The organism is Phyllobacterium ifriqiyense, assembly GCF_030817885.1.
GTDB classification, from domain to species: domain Bacteria; phylum Pseudomonadota; class Alphaproteobacteria; order Rhizobiales; family Rhizobiaceae; genus Phyllobacterium; species Phyllobacterium ifriqiyense.
Window position 1 is genome coordinate 1425465 of record NZ_JAUSZT010000003.1, and the last position, 13797, is coordinate 1439261.

A 13797-nucleotide genomic window follows, 5' to 3' on the forward strand; every position below is an offset into this window, starting at 1 on the left:
TAAAAATCCTCTCATTGACGGGCTTCGTCTAGTTCACGAAATGAACTAGCCCGTTCCCTTGCCCGATCTTTTGGAGTACCTTCAAACAAAATAAAGTCCTGAGGGGGACTCATGGAAACGCATGGCGGATACGGTCAGTTCTGTCCGGTGTCGATGGCCTCTGAAATATTATGCTCTCGATGGACAACGCTGATTTTGCGGGAGCTTTTATGTGGCACGACACGCTTCAATGATTTGCGCCGGGGCGTGCCGCGCATGTCGCCCGCACTCCTTTCAAAACGCCTGAAAGAGCTTGAACGCGCTGGCGTCATAATGACTGTTCCAAATGCTGGGGGCGTTCTGGAGTATCATCTTTCGGCGGCCGGTGAGGATTTGCGCCCCGTAATCATGGGGATCGGTTTTTGGGGGCAGCGCTGGGTGGAATCCAAGGTTTCGCTGAAGAATCTCGATCCATCGTTGCTGATGTGGGATATGCGCCGTCATCTCAATCCGAAACCATTGCCGCAGCGCCGGTGTACGATTCAATTTCTGTACCCTGAACTGCCTCAAGCGCGGCAAAATTTCTGGCTTGTCGTTGAGGACGGTTCTGTTGACCTTTGCGGATTCGATCCGGGATATGACATCGACCTGCTGATCACCAGTTCATTGAAAAGCATGACGGCCATCTGGATGGGCCTGTCACGGGTCCGGACCGAAGTGGATGCCGGAAATCTCGAATTTGATGGCGATCCGGCAATTGCCGCAGCCATGCAGCAGTGGCTGGGGCTAAGCCCGTTTGCGCAGGAACCGCGCCGCGTTTCATGATCGGGCAAAATGCAAGAGTGTGAGGTAATGCAACAGATATCCGGCAGGGCGACTCTGCCGGATATCCGGTTTTCAAATCAAGGTCCGTTGCGTCTGCCCTGAACCTCCACCTTTAAGTGATTACGCTCGGTTCTTTGCGGCCCGTCTGGGCTTTGATGGCGGAAAGCTCTTCGGCAGCAAGGATAAGATCTGCAAGCGCCCCTTGCGTTTCCAGATCATGTCGTGACGGGTCCGGCTCATAGCGTTCAATGTAAACGCGGATCGTAGCGCCGGATGTTCCTGTGCCGGACAGGCGGAAGACAACGCGGGAGCCGCCTTCAAACAGGATGCGAATGCCCTGATGCTCGCTGACGGATTTGTCGACCGGATCATGATAGGCAAAATCATCGGCAGCTGCGATTTTCAGTCCCTGAACGGAGGTGCCCGGCAAGCTGGCGAGCTTGGCCCGCAACGCGTCGATAACCTTGTTTGCACTGGCCGTGTCGACGCCTTCATAATCGTGGCGCGAATAATAGTTGCGGCCATACTGGGCCCAATGCTCAAGCGCGATTTCCTGCACGCTCACGCGCCGCACTGCAAGAATATTGAGCCAGAGCAGAACAGCCCAAAGCCCATCCTTCTCGCGCACATGGTTTGAACCTGTGCCGGAGCTTTCCTCGCCGCAGATGGTCGCCATATCCGCATCGAGCAGATTGCCGAAGAATTTCCAGCCCGTCGGGGTTTCATACATGCCGATTTTCAGCTTCTCCGCCACGCGGTCGGCGGCGCCACTTGTCGGCATTGAACGGGCAATGCCCTTAAGCCCGGCCTTATAGCCTCGCGCAAGGTGGGCATTGGCTGCCAGCATGGCAAGCGAGTCTGAAGGGGTGATGAAGATACCCTTGCCAATGATGAGGTTGCGGTCGCCATCGCCATCGGAAGCTGCACCAAAATCAGGACCATCCGCAGACATGAGAAGGTCGTAGAGTTCCTTGGCGTAAACCAGATTAGGATCAGGGTGGTGGCCGCCAAAATCAGTCAATGGCACGAAGTTGAGGCAGGTACCTTCCGGCGCGCCAAGGCGCTTTTCGAGAATTTCCTTGCCATAGGGGCCTGTAACCGCATGCATGGAATCAAAACGCAGGGTGAAGCCCGACTTGATCAAGGCGCGGATAGCTTCAAAATCGAAAAGTGTTTCCATCAAGGCCGCATAATCGGCAACCGAATCGACAATCTCGACATGCATATCGCCAAGCTTTTGCGTGCCGATTGTGTCGATATCAATGTCGGCGCTCTCAGCGATCCTGTATTCCTTGATGGTCTTGGAAATGGCGAAAATAGCTTCGGTAATTTTTTCCGGCGCGGGGCCACCATTGCCGATATTATACTTGATTCCGAAATCTTCGGTGGGGCCGCCGGGATTGTGGCTGGCAGACAGAATCAGCCCGCCAAAGGCTCCATATTTGCGAATGAGATGGGACGCCGCCGGAGTGGATAATATGCCGCCTTGCCCCACGAGCACCCGGCCGAAACCATTGGCGGCTGCCATTTTCAAGGCGATCTGGATGACTTCGCGATTGTAGAAGCGGCCATCTCCGCCGATCACCAGTGTTTTGCCTTCATATCCTTCAAGCGCGTCGAATACGGACTGAATGAAGTTCTCCGCATAATTGGGCTGTTGGAAAACAGGAACCTTCTTGCGAAGCCCTGACGTGCCGGGCTTTTGGTCATCGAATGGTGTGGTGGCAACGGTTTTAAACATATTCACTTTCCAGTTTTAGCCTCTATCCGGGTTGGTCCAAGATCGACAGGTGCAATCTATGAGGCGGCAGATGATCAGGTCAACACGGCAAAATCAGGGGAGGGAAATAAAGACGGGTTGAAGCCTTCGCCGTATTCTAGGGTCCGGACCCTACTCATCCAACAAAAAGGCCACTCGAAAGTGGCCTTTTGCTGCAATGTTTTGTGGTTCCGCCTGAGCGGAATTCTTCTAGCGGACGACAACCTTGGCACCAACCTCGGCGCGATTGTAAAGGTCGATAATATCCTGATTCATCAGGCGGATGCATCCTGAAGACATGGCTTTGCCGATGGACCACCACTCCGGCGTGCCATGCAGGCGATAGCCGGTATCGCCGCCCTTGTTGAAGAGATAGAGGGCGCGGGCGCCAAGCGGGTTCTGAAGGCCGGGTCCCATGCCGTTGCGGAATTCAGCCAGTTCCGGCTTGCGCTTGATCATTTCTTTTGGCGGGGTCCATGTCGGCCATTCACGCTTAAGTGCAATGCGTGCCGCTCCGTTCCACTCAAAGCCTTCCTTGCCGACGCCTATGCCGTAACGCATGGCCTTGCCGCCGCCCAGAACGAAGTAGAGAAATTTTGTCTGTGTATCGACGATGATCGTTCCTGGTGTTTCACCGCCATCATAGCGAACTTCCTGTCGCAGGAATTGCGGCGGGATTTTTGCACGGGGAATGGCGGGGAGAACGTAACCTGCATCCGAAACTGAACTATAGGAGGCTGTTGAGTAATTAAACCCGATCGTGGAACAGCCGGCTAGAGCAGTTGCGCCCATAAGGCCAGCCGCAAGAACGATAGTTTTAAATCGCATGATCACCCCGTTGGTTGTGCGAATCTATATGTTACTTATTGTTGCCTCTTTAGCGCCATTATTGTTAAAGCTTCATTAACCGTAAAGCTTAGTTTTCCATTAACCATGGTTTTCACCTACCTGTGGGTGTATTTTCCACCACATGGTTGCAAAATTGCCGATAGATTCGCCGTCATGCCTATAGTCAGTCTGAGCCAGACCAATCCGCTTATTGATGGCCGCCAATCCGAAAATGCCATGCTGGTGCGGCGCGGCGTGCAGCGGCTTTTCCTCGAAATGGGCTTGGCAGTCATGCCGGAATTGTCGCTTGCTTCCGGCCGTCGCGCCGATCTTGTGGCCTTGTCCCGCAATGGTGAAATCTGGATTGTCGAAATAAAATCATCGATCGAGGACTGGAAGGTTGATCGAAAATGGCCGACCTATCGCGATTATTGCGACCGGCTGTTTTTTGCTACTCATCCGGGTGTTCCAGCCGATATATTCCCCGACGATTGCGGCTTCATTCTATCTGATGGATATGGTGCCGAGATCATCCGTGATGCGCCCGAGCACAAGCTGGCAGGCGCAACACGCAAGGCAATGACGTTACGCTTTGCCCGCGTCAGCGCCGCGCGCATGACCCTTGCCGAATTATCCGGCATCGACCTGCCGCAGACGGACATGGAATAGGGTGCGTTAAAAAAAGATATTTGTAATCAGTAAGTTAAATCTAGCCTACGGTTGGAAAACTCCCTCCTGTTATCGCCCATATTGCGATCTTCCAACTAATATTTTCTGCGGAGCAAATGCAAATTTCCATAAGCCTAAAGCCTAATTGACGGCCTCCATATGCAATCTATGGTTATGCAACATTCATTAAATGCAACTGTAAAGCGTATCTGATTTTTGTATTGTGTATCGGAGTTTCTTTATGGCTTAGGAGCGGTAAACAAGGGCGGCAGATGATGCCGCCCTTGTTGCTTCTATATAACAGGAAGGCAGATTGACCTGTGGCAAGAGCCTTGTGGTTTGCCCTTGGTTGCAAGAGCGCGATGCGTGGTTCGCCCTTCGACAGGCTCAGGAGGGCTCACCATGAGGAAGGCCGGGGGCTCTGCAGGGAGGTTGTCCTGTTAGCGCTATTGCTATCCTCAACCTCCCTCATGGTGAGCCCCGTCGAACCACGCACTGCATCAGTGCAATGACGGTTATAATAGGGTGGACGGCTGTTATCCTGTGGGACGAAGCAGTGCAATATACAAGAAAAGGGTATAGATCGCCCGTAAAGCGTCCGGCAATCTAGCGCGGGGCGCGCTTGGCCAAAATACGCTGCAAGGTGCGTCTGTGCATGTTAAGCCGGCGTGCTGTTTCAGAAACATTCCGGTCGCACATTTCATAAACGCGCTGAATATGTTCCCAGCGCACGCGATCGGCCGACATCGGATTTTCAGGCGGCGCCACCTTTTCACCGGAACGGCGGGTCAGGGCTGCGAACACCTCGTCCGCATCAGCCGGTTTTGAAAGATAATCGATTGCGCCGAGCTTTACGGCGTTAACCGCTGTCGCAATATTGCCGTAGCCGGTGAGAATCACCGCGCGCGTATCTTCGCGGCGAGCACGAATGGCTTCGATAATATCGAGACCATTGCCATCGCCAAGGCGCATATCGACAACCGCATAGGCCGGGGCATGGCTTTTGACGCTGGCAAGCCCCGCCTCCACCGAATCGGCAATCGCCACGGTGAAGCCGCGTGTTTCCATGGCGCGCGCCAGACGCTGCAAGAACGGCTTGTCGTCATCAACAAGAAGAAGTGTCGGATCGTTGCCAATGGCGGCAATATCGTCCTGATCCGTATTATCCATCAGGGTTTCCTGCTCATTTTGTAATAGTTAGTGATGTAATGGTTCGCAATGAAGAAAAAGTCAAAGGCTAGAGCAAGTTTTGTTTAACAGGCGAACTAGCCGCTGGTCGTCAATTCGCTGATTGGCCAGATCACGACGACCTCCGCGCCCTGTCCCGGATCATTGCGGTTGCGGAATGTTATTGTGGCACCGGAACGCTCCAGAAGCGTTTTTGCAATAAACAGACCAAGGCCAAGACCGCCACCATGTTCATTCACTTCGCGGTCGCGGCCCGTCGTGTAGGGCTCACCGATACGGTCCAGAATTTCGGGAGCAAAACCCTTGCCATCATCGCTGACGATGATCTCGACGGTTTTGTCGTTCCAGCCCCAACTGACCCTAATCGTATGCTTGGCGAAATCGACGGCATTCTCGACCAGATTACCCAGGCCGTAAATGATGCCGGGGTTGCGGCGGATAAATGGTTCGATGCCTTCGCCGCGCAATTTGGTGACTTCAATGCCGATCCCAAAGTTCCTGTTCGGTTCAATGACTTCCTCGATAAGCGAGGAAATCTTCAACCGGGACATATGCTCTTCGCTGGTGGATGAAAGGCTGGTGAGACGTTTCAGAATCTCGCGGCAACGTTGGGTCTGCGAACGCAAAAGCTCGATATCTTCAGCAAAACGGTCATCCTGCTTCAGGCTGCGCTCCATCTCCTTGGCAACAAGGGCGATGGTGGCAAGCGGTGTACCAAGTTCATGGGCGGCTGCGGCGGCAAGGCCATCCAGCGCGGACAGATGCTGTTCGCGCTGGAGAATCAATTCTGTCGCTGTCAGCGCATCGGCCAGCAGGCGTGCTTCCTCAGCCACGCGATAGGCATAGACCGCAGTGAAGGCCAGAGCGGAAACGACCGAGCACCACACGCCTGCAATGAGTATGAAAGGCAGATGCATGCTTTCGCCCGGATACCAGGGAAGCGGCAGGTAAATATAGGCAAGGACAGTGGCGCAGATGGTGACGAGAAGTCCAAGCAGAATGGTCGACCATGAGGGCAAAGACGTTGCCGATATGATGACAGGAACAATCATCAGAACAGCAAAGGGATTTTGCAAGCCGCCGGTCATGTAGAGCAGGCCCGCAACCTGCAAAATATCAAAAGCAAGCACGGGAATGGCCGCGCGTGGCTGTAACCGGTGGTTGATCGGATAGCGGAATGACATGAGCAAATTGAGCCATGCCGAACAGGCGATCAGCGCAAAACATACACTGACCGGGAAGGGGAATTTCAGGTAGAGCGCGACAAACAACACCGCGATGCTTTGACCTGCCACTGCGAGCCAGCGCAGGCGAATGAGCGTAGTCAACCGTAACCGGCGCGACAAATATGAAGAGCGTATGCCAAAATCCTGAACCATGAAGGTGCTTTAGATCAAATGTGGCAAAAATGGAATTGGAGAGTTCGGCGAGGGTAACGGAGGCTGCGTGTTGCGAGAATATAGTGCGTGGTTCGACGGGGCTTGTCTGTCGAGATGCAATTAGCTGGAAACCACCTCACGTTCCCCGTGGTTTGGCGCGGGCAGTGGGGGCAGCATTGGCAGGATCTTCCGGCCAGACATGGCGGGGATAGCGACCGCGCATATCGCTGCGAACATCGGCCCAGGAGCCTTTCCAGAACCCGGGAAGATCGCGTGTTATCTGGATGGGCCGGTGCGCGGGAGATAGAAGTTCCAGCAAGAGCGGTATGGTGCCATTGGCGATGGCCGGGTGGGTTGCCAGTCCGAAGAGTTCCTGCACCCGCACGGCAAGAACCGGCTCGCCCTCATCATAACGGATCGGGATATGCGATCCGGTCGGTACCTCGAAATGGGTTGGCGCGAGAGTTTCAATCTTGCGTTGCAGATCGTAGGGAACGGTAGAACGCAATCCCTCGATCAGTACATGCGCGGGAATTTGGTTAAGCTGCGCGCCACCCTTGAGGAAGGGTTTCAACCAATCGTCAAGCGTGGCAAGCAAGGTGTCATCATCCATGGCGGGCCAAGGCGCCTCCAGACCCTGATGCAGCCAGGCAAGGCGGCGGCGCAGCGTCGATGCCTCCTTTGACCATGGGAGAATATCAAGCCCATGGGTTTTGACAGCAGCAATCACCCCAAGATCAGCTTCCTCACCGGTTGGGGCGGGCATGGTCTTTTCTGACAGGGCTATGGCACCGATCCGCGTGGCATCGCGGGCCTGAAGCGCATTGCGGGAGGCATCATAGGTGACCTGCCGACCGCTGACGATCCGATCCGCCATAGCCTCGCGTATTTCCGCCTCACTTACCTCGGCAGCAGCAAGAATACGCGCGCGTCCGGCTCGTCCGGACAGATCAGCGACGACGAGCCAAGGGGATTTGGCAAGTGCAGAGCTAGTATCAACTTCGCCGCCGCGCCCATTGGCCAGAGTGAACTGGCCATTGCCACGCGATTTGGCAATGCGATCAGGATAGGCACCGATCAGCAGCCGCCCAACGCTGTCAGCTTCCGCCGCAACGGGACCAGACCCTGCCAGACGCTTTGCTAATCCACGGGCACGGGTGGCGCGATCACCGCGCTCACGCTGGAAGCGGGAAAGCCTTACATCGAGATCTATGTCATTGCCGCCAAGTCCACGCTCGGTAAGGAGGATTGCAAGTTCGGCAGCCCGTAATGCCTGCCCCCGTTCGCGCGCGGTCAGCACCATATGGGCAAGGCGGGCAGGCAGAGCCAGCGCACGCATTTCATTGCCCATTGGCGTGACACGATGGTCCTTGCCGAGTGCGCCGAGATTTTCCAAAAGGCTCTTTGCTTCCTTGACTGCCGGAGCAGGTGGAACATCGAGAAAGGCGAGCGTTGCGGGGTTAGAAACGCCCCATGCAGCGCAATCCAGCACAAGACCCGTCAGGTCTGCTTCCAGAATTTCAGGCGGAGCAAAGGCTTCAAGCGCGGCGGTCTGTTCGGCACGCCAAAGGCGGATTGCAATACCCGGCTCCGTGCGTCCTGCACGACCCGCGCGCTGATCCACGGCAGCCCGTGCCGCGCGCACAGTTTCCAGCCGCGTCAAGCCGGTTGCGGGTTCAAATTTAGGCAAGCGGGCAAGGCCGCTATCAATGACGACCCGAACGCCGTCAATGGTGATTGATGTTTCTGCAATGGAGGTGGCAAGCACCACCTTGCGCTTGCCAAATGGTGCCGGCTTGATTGCCGCATCCTGATCGCGCCCCTCAAGCGCGCCATAGAGCGGCACGATAAACGTATCGGCAGGCACGCGGCCTTGCAGTGCTTCAGCCGTGCGTTCGATCTCGCGCTGACCGGGAAGAAAAGCAAGAATGCTGCCGGTCTCGTCTGCAAGCGTGTCGCGGATGGCTTTCGACATGGCATCTTCAATACGCTCGTCGGGCTTGCGCTCACGATAGCGAATATCGATGGGGAAAGAACGCCCCTTGCTTTCAAGCACCGGTACATCGCCAAGCAGCTTGGCAACGCGCGCACCATCCAATGTTGCCGACATGACCAGCAATTTGAGATCGGGACGGAGGGCGGCCTGCACATCAAGGGCCAGCGCAAGGCCGAAATCCGCATCCAGACTGCGTTCGTGAAACTCGTCAAAAAGCACTGCGGCGATGTTTGTCAGATCGGGATCGTCGAGGATCATCCGGGCGAAAACGCCTTCGGTCACAACGAGGATGCGGGTCTTGGCGGAAACCTTGTTTTCGAGCCGCATACGATAGCCGACGGTTGTGCCAACCTCTTCGCCCAGCAGGCTCGCCATGCGGCTGGCCGCAGCCCGGGCGGCAAGACGGCGGGGTTCAAGCAGGATGATCGTGCGTTCGCCGCGCCATGGCGCATCAAGCAGATGCAGGGGAATGAGCGTGGTTTTACCAGCACCTGGCGGGGCGACAAGCACCGCAGAATTGCTCGCATCCAGCGCTCTATCAAGAGCGGGAAAGATTTCGGTGACGGGCAGGGTTGGAAGAACTGTCACGGCATATCCGCAAATTGTTATCGTCGCCTTTGACAATTTTTCCCGAGCCAAGTCCATTGATTTCTAATGTTGAAGCGGAAAACAATCATCTGCGACAAAGCGGTTTCATGACGAGAAATGTCGCCGATTTGATTGACGATCCGGGCTGCGATCCTGATAGTGAGCAAATCACTGAAGACGCATTGGGAGACACATTCATGAAATCGCGCGCTGCCGTCGCTTGGGAAGCCAACAAGCCACTGACCATCGAAACAATCGAGATTGGCGGACCCAAGCCCGGCGAAGTTCTCGTCGAGATCATGGCGACCGGTGTCTGCCATACGGATGCCTATACTTTGTCGGGGTTGGACTCCGAGGGCAAGTTCCCGGCAATTCTCGGCCATGAGGGTGCAGGGATCGTGCGCGAAATTGGCGCCGGTGTCACATCACTGAAGGTCGGCGACCACGTGATTCCGCTCTACACGCCGGAATGCCGCCAATGCAAAACCTGCCTGTCGCAACGGTCAAACCTGTGTACTTCCATCCGCGCCACGCAAGGGCAGGGTGTCATGCCGGACGGCACAAGCCGCTTTTCCTGCGATGGCGGTGAAGTGTTCCACTATATGGGCTGTTCGACCTTCTCGAACTTTACTGTTTTGCCAGAGATTGCCTTGGCAAAAGTGCGCGAGGACGCGCCTTTTGACAAAATCTGCTACATTGGCTGTGGCGTCACTACCGGCATTGGTGCCGTGATCTATACGGGCAAAGTCTGGCCCGGCGCGAATGTCGTTGTATTCGGTCTGGGTGGTATCGGCCTCAATGTCATTCAGGGCGCTCGCATGGTGGGCGCGGACAAGATCATCGGTGTCGATCTCAACCCCGGCAAAGTGGCAATGGCAAAGCAATTCGGCATGACCCATTTCATCAATCCGACAGAGATTGGCAATGATAAGGTGGTTTCCGCCATTCAGGATCTGACCGACGGCGGCGCGGACTTTTCATTCGACGCAACCGGAAATACCAATGTCATGCGGCAGGCACTGGAATGTTGTCATCGCGGCTGGGGCACCAGTATCGTGATCGGCGTTGCAGAAGCAGGTAAGGAAATCTCAACGCGGCCTTTCCAGCTGGTTACGGGTCGTAACTGGCGCGGCACTGCTTTTGGCGGCGCACGCGGACGTACTGATGTTCCGAAAATCGTCGATTGGTATATGGAGGGCAAGATCGATATTGATAGCTTGATTACCCACACCATGCCTTTGACAGAAATTAATACGGCTTTCGACCTGATGCACGAAGGCAAATCAATCCGTAGCGTTGTGACCTTCTGATGGAAGCAAATGCCTATAAGGTCGTCCTTTGCGGGCTGGACGAGCTGTCGCCGCGCGATCTTTATGCCATGCTGAAACTGCGCGTCGATGTCTTTGTCGTCGAGCAGAAATGCGCCTATCCGGAACTGGACGGCAAGGACGCCGATGCCTTGCATCTGCGAATATTGAGCGGCAAGAATCTGGTGGCGAGCGCGCGTATCCGCAAACCGGCCAAAACCGATCCAGCGGCCCGGATCGGGCGCGTTGTGGTTTCGCCGGAACATCGCGGACAACGCCTGGGCGACAGGATCATGGTTGAGGCGATTGCGCAATGCGAACGGCTCTATCCGGAAAGCCCGATCAAGCTTTCGGCGCAAAGCCATTTGTCACGCTTTTACGCCTCGTTCGGTTTCGTGTCCGTGTCGGAGGAATATCTGGAGGATAATATCCCCCATATTGATATGCAGCGTCCAGCCGTTGTGACATCCGAGTAGTGGCCATGAACAAGCGGCATAAGCCTTTTTACATTGCCGCCCTCATCGGGCTTGCAGCTTTGGGATTGGGCTTGGCCTTTGTGCCACGCATTGCCTATGTTATCTCTGCCAATGCGTTCTTTCTCGTCTATTTGGGCTTTACAACGATCAGAATCCCAAAATTGACGGCAGATTATCTGCGCCGCAATGCGGCCAAATCCGACGAGCCCGTATGGATCATTTTCACGGTCACATTTTGCGCGGTGGTCGTGGCCGTGGGCTCGCTTTTTGTCCTGATCAATTCAGGCCAGAACCCGCAGCCCCTTGATCTCACATTGGCATTGGCCGCGGTGCCTCTCGGCTGGCTGACTATCCACATGATGACGGCAATTCATTATGCGCATCTTTACTGGCAGCCCGATGAGAGTGCAGAAGGCGCAAAGACAAAGACACGAAAACATGTTGGCGGGCTGGATTTTCCCGGTGGCAAGGAACCTGGCGGGATTGAGTTCCTGTATTTTTCCTATGTCATCGGCATGACGGCGCAAACCTCCGATACGGGTATCACCAGTACCCAAATGCGCAAGATTAACCTGCTACATGCGATTGTATCGTTCTTTTTCAACACGGTGCTCGTTGCCGCTGCGGTCAATGTTGCCGTCTCGCTTGGCCAATAAGAATAGTCATAAGGACAGTCATGGAAACGCTTTCAGTCGCAAAAAGTTTTGATGGAACGCAGGGTGTTTATCGCCATCGCAGCGATGCCTGCCTTTGCGATATGACATTTGCAGTGTTCTTGCCGCCGCAGGCAAAAGAAGGGCCTGTGCCCGTCTTGTGGTATCTTTCCGGCCTGACCTGCACGCATCAAAATGTCATGGACAAGGGAGAATATCGCCGCACAGCCGCAGAGCTTGGCGTTGCGATCATCTGTCCCGATACCAGCCCTCGCGGGGAGAATGTGCCGGATGAGAAGGACAATTGGCAGTTTGGGAGCGGCGCCGGTTTCTATCTCGACGCAACGCAATCGCCCTATGCCGAAAACTATCGCATGGCGACTTATATTGCCGAAGAATTGCCTACACTGATCGCCGCAAACTTTCCAATCGATATGCAGCGCCAGAGTATATTCGGCCATTCCATGGGTGGCCATGGCGCGATCACTTTGGCGCTGAAAAACCCCGGCCGCTTCAAATCCGTTTCCGCTTTCGCCCCAATAGCCAGGCCGATGGTTGCTGGCTGGTCGCGCCCGGCATTCGAGAAATATCTCGGCAGTGATGAAACGGCTTGGCGTGCTTATGACACTGTTGCCTTGATCGAAGACGGATATCGCCTACCGGAATTGCTGGTCGATCAGGGCAAAGCCGATGGTTTTCTGGACGATGGTCTGCGGCCCTGGCTACTTGAGGAAGCTTGTGAGAAGGCAGGTATTCCGCTGACGCTGAACATGCGTGACGGCTACGACCATTCATACTTCTTCATTTCGACCTTCATGGCCGACCACATTGCCTGGCATGCGGAAAGGCTGGGTTAATTGGCGCGTCCGGCCGCGGCCATCCTCGGATCGGCAGCGAATGTTTCCCGGTCAAAGCCTAGACGCAAATCTGGCTGGTCGCAGATTGCCTTGACGCCATAGCTTGAAAAATGCAGCCGCCAAGTTGTCATTTTGGTTGGCCGCGGCAGCGCGAAGCAGGCACATGAAAGCAGTGCAAGATTGGCACCGCCTTCAGGGTCGCGAACCGATTGATAGCGGATCAACTCAATATCTGCCTGTTGCGCCTTATCGGAAAGGTCGAGGCAGGCGGAATAGTCGCTGAGGTGAGTCCACTGCGCGGCCTGCTTCAGAAAAGGTGGCGCCATAAGATCAAGCGCTTTGGTGGTGGCATAGCGCGCCTCGAAGGCAGTGAACTCCAGTGCATTGTGCGGCCATGGAGTGCCCGGACTTTCGGCAAAAAACAGCAGCCGGTAAAAGGCGGTTTCAGCAACGGCTGTTTCAACAGCCTCGCTGGCATAAAACACGCCGGGCGAATACCCTTCGCGCCGGAACCTTGAATTGCCGGGATATCGACCATAGCGAAAAGGTGTGGCCAGCAGGTAGTCAAGATGCGCACAATTGGCTGGCAGTGGCGGCTTGGTGGCCTCCAGCTCATCCTCAAGCAAAGCCTGCTCATCAAGCGTGTCGACAAGCTTCATTGTAGAAACACGGTGCTGCGCTTCGACCAGACGCCAGCAGGCGCCATGCAGAACGTGGGCTTCAGATCGGAGCGCGTCGGGCGTCCAGATAGGCGAGGACATGGGTGAGACCGTCAATGGTTTTGATACGGTTGAGCGGTTTGCCGCCGAGCATGGTGTTATCGGTTCTTATCCACTGACGCGCCACAGCATCATCGCCGCCGACAATGGCATCCAGTGACCGGTAGAGGCGAATGAAGAGCAGGGCAAGCTCGTAACTCTTGCCGGTGAGCGGCGAGCCATCAAGGCTGCGCTTCAAGCGCGAAAGGCTAGGTTCCGACAGGCCGACAATATTGGAAAGCTCCTTGGCGGTCAGTCCGAGCAATTCGGCAGAGCGTAGCAATGCCTTGGAAACAACGGTGGTCTTGCTGGGTGTTTCAGTTTTGTGTTGTGCGTTGGTTCGCATGGCATGTCCTTTCACTAGAAATATAATTACATTAAATTTCCTGTGAAATCAAGCGAATGCATGCATCAAAGTATTGCGTGGTTCTACAGGCTCACCATGAGGAGGGTGGGGTGGGCTGAACGCTAATCATCAATATTGCAGATACATCGCAAATACTGACTCCCTGCAATCATCCATCTTCCTCATGGT

The 13797-nt window shown here is 55.2% G+C and carries 13 protein-coding genes; 6 read left to right on the forward strand and 7 right to left on the reverse strand.

What is annotated here, in order from left to right:
• The first annotated feature begins 111 nt into the window (after window positions 1-111).
• On the forward strand, window positions 112-804 hold the full coding sequence (locus tag QFZ34_RS14455; protein ID WP_307282216.1) for a winged helix-turn-helix transcriptional regulator: 693 nt from the start codon (window positions 112-114) through the stop codon (window positions 802-804).
• Window positions 805-916: 112 nt separating this feature from the next.
• Here the strand turns inward: QFZ34_RS14455 and QFZ34_RS14460 are convergent, their stop codons facing one another.
• Window positions 917-2545: an alpha-D-glucose phosphate-specific phosphoglucomutase gene (locus QFZ34_RS14460; protein WP_307282218.1), complete on the reverse strand. Its 1629-nt coding sequence runs from the start codon at window positions 2543-2545 to the stop codon at window positions 917-919.
• Between the two features lie 228 nt (window positions 2546-2773).
• Window positions 2774-3391 (reverse strand): L,D-transpeptidase, encoded by a 618-nt coding sequence (locus QFZ34_RS14465; protein ID WP_115051513.1) that lies wholly within the window; start codon window positions 3389-3391, stop codon window positions 2774-2776.
• Window positions 3392-3565: 174 nt separating this feature from the next.
• On the opposite strand from QFZ34_RS14465, the gene QFZ34_RS14470 reads away from it, so the two are divergent.
• On the forward strand, window positions 3566-4060 hold the full coding sequence (locus QFZ34_RS14470) for an MmcB family DNA repair protein (protein ID WP_115051512.1): 495 nt from the start codon (window positions 3566-3568) through the stop codon (window positions 4058-4060).
• Between the two features lie 606 nt (window positions 4061-4666).
• On the opposite strand, the gene QFZ34_RS14475 is transcribed toward QFZ34_RS14470, so the two are convergent.
• The 3 genes from QFZ34_RS14475 to hrpB form a co-directional block, all read right to left on the reverse strand.
• Complete coding sequence (locus tag QFZ34_RS14475) at window positions 4667-5230, reverse strand: ActR/PrrA/RegA family redox response regulator transcription factor (RefSeq protein WP_115051510.1); 564 nt, start codon at window positions 5228-5230, stop codon at window positions 4667-4669.
• Window positions 5231-5325: 95 nt separating this feature from the next.
• Window positions 5326-6627 carry an ActS/PrrB/RegB family redox-sensitive histidine kinase gene (locus QFZ34_RS14480; RefSeq protein ID WP_115051509.1) on the reverse strand — a complete coding sequence of 434 codons (1302 nt, stop codon included), beginning with the start codon at window positions 6625-6627 and terminating at the stop codon, window positions 5326-5328.
• A 136-nt stretch (window positions 6628-6763) separates the two neighbouring features.
• On the reverse strand, window positions 6764-9211 hold the full coding sequence (hrpB, locus tag QFZ34_RS14485; RefSeq protein ID WP_307282223.1) for an ATP-dependent helicase HrpB: 2448 nt from the start codon (window positions 9209-9211) through the stop codon (window positions 6764-6766).
• 197 nt (window positions 9212-9408) lie between these two features.
• Between hrpB and QFZ34_RS14490 the strand changes: the two genes are divergently transcribed.
• The 4 genes from QFZ34_RS14490 to fghA are packed head-to-tail and all read left to right on the forward strand — an operon-like array spanning window position 9409 to window position 12504.
• A complete protein-coding gene (locus QFZ34_RS14490) occupies window positions 9409-10521 on the forward strand; it encodes an S-(hydroxymethyl)glutathione dehydrogenase/class III alcohol dehydrogenase (RefSeq protein WP_307286334.1) in 1113 nt (370 codons plus the stop codon).
• Window positions 10521-10994 (forward strand): GNAT family N-acetyltransferase, encoded by a 474-nt coding sequence (locus QFZ34_RS14495; RefSeq protein ID WP_115051508.1) that lies wholly within the window; start codon window positions 10521-10523, stop codon window positions 10992-10994. The genes QFZ34_RS14490 and QFZ34_RS14495 overlap by 1 nt, the downstream gene beginning before the upstream one ends.
• On the forward strand, window positions 10994-11650 hold the full coding sequence (locus tag QFZ34_RS14500) for a DUF1345 domain-containing protein (protein WP_115051507.1): 657 nt from the start codon (window positions 10994-10996) through the stop codon (window positions 11648-11650). The genes QFZ34_RS14495 and QFZ34_RS14500 overlap by 1 nt, the downstream gene beginning before the upstream one ends.
• A gap of 20 nt (window positions 11651-11670) precedes the next feature.
• Window positions 11671-12504: an S-formylglutathione hydrolase gene (fghA, locus tag QFZ34_RS14505; protein WP_307282224.1), complete on the forward strand. Its 834-nt coding sequence runs from the start codon at window positions 11671-11673 to the stop codon at window positions 12502-12504.
• On the opposite strand, the gene QFZ34_RS14510 is transcribed toward fghA, so the two are convergent.
• Both QFZ34_RS14510 and QFZ34_RS14515 read right to left on the reverse strand, forming a co-directional pair.
• The gene (locus tag QFZ34_RS14510; protein WP_115051505.1) at window positions 12501-13265 is read right to left on the reverse strand and encodes an RES family NAD+ phosphorylase; all 765 of its coding nucleotides are present in this window, start codon (window positions 13263-13265) and stop codon (window positions 12501-12503) included. The genes fghA and QFZ34_RS14510 overlap by 4 nt on opposite strands.
• The gene (locus QFZ34_RS14515; RefSeq protein ID WP_115051504.1) at window positions 13225-13608 is read right to left on the reverse strand and encodes an MbcA/ParS/Xre antitoxin family protein; all 384 of its coding nucleotides are present in this window, start codon (window positions 13606-13608) and stop codon (window positions 13225-13227) included. The genes QFZ34_RS14510 and QFZ34_RS14515 overlap by 41 nt, the downstream gene beginning before the upstream one ends.
• Between the last annotated feature and the right edge of the window lie 189 nt (window positions 13609-13797).

Excerpts from the sequence above, each read along its gene's own strand:
- QFZ34_RS14470 (WP_115051512.1), top strand. The coding sequence starts at position 3,566 with ATGCCTATAGTCAGTCTGAGCCAGACCAATCCGCTTATTGATGGCCGC.
- QFZ34_RS14490 (WP_307286334.1), top strand. The coding sequence starts at position 9,409 with ATGAAATCGCGCGCTGCCGTCGCTTGGGAAGCCAACAAGCCACTGACC.
- QFZ34_RS14515 (WP_115051504.1), bottom strand. The coding sequence starts at position 13,608 with ATGCGAACCAACGCACAACACAAAACTGAAACACCCAGCAAGACCACC.
- fghA (WP_307282224.1), top strand. The coding sequence starts at position 11,671 with ATGGAAACGCTTTCAGTCGCAAAAAGTTTTGATGGAACGCAGGGTGTT.
- QFZ34_RS14475 (WP_115051510.1), bottom strand. The coding sequence starts at position 5,230 with ATGGATAATACGGATCAGGACGATATTGCCGCCATTGGCAACGATCCG.
- QFZ34_RS14510 (WP_115051505.1), bottom strand. The coding sequence starts at position 13,265 with ATGTCCTCGCCTATCTGGACGCCCGACGCGCTCCGATCTGAAGCCCAC.
- QFZ34_RS14480 (WP_115051509.1), bottom strand. The coding sequence starts at position 6,627 with ATGGTTCAGGATTTTGGCATACGCTCTTCATATTTGTCGCGCCGGTTA.
- QFZ34_RS14455 (WP_307282216.1), top strand. The coding sequence starts at position 112 with ATGGAAACGCATGGCGGATACGGTCAGTTCTGTCCGGTGTCGATGGCC.
- QFZ34_RS14460 (WP_307282218.1), bottom strand. The coding sequence starts at position 2,545 with ATGTTTAAAACCGTTGCCACCACACCATTCGATGACCAAAAGCCCGGC.
- QFZ34_RS14495 (WP_115051508.1), top strand. The coding sequence starts at position 10,521 with ATGGAAGCAAATGCCTATAAGGTCGTCCTTTGCGGGCTGGACGAGCTG.
- QFZ34_RS14465 (WP_115051513.1), bottom strand. The coding sequence starts at position 3,391 with ATGCGATTTAAAACTATCGTTCTTGCGGCTGGCCTTATGGGCGCAACT.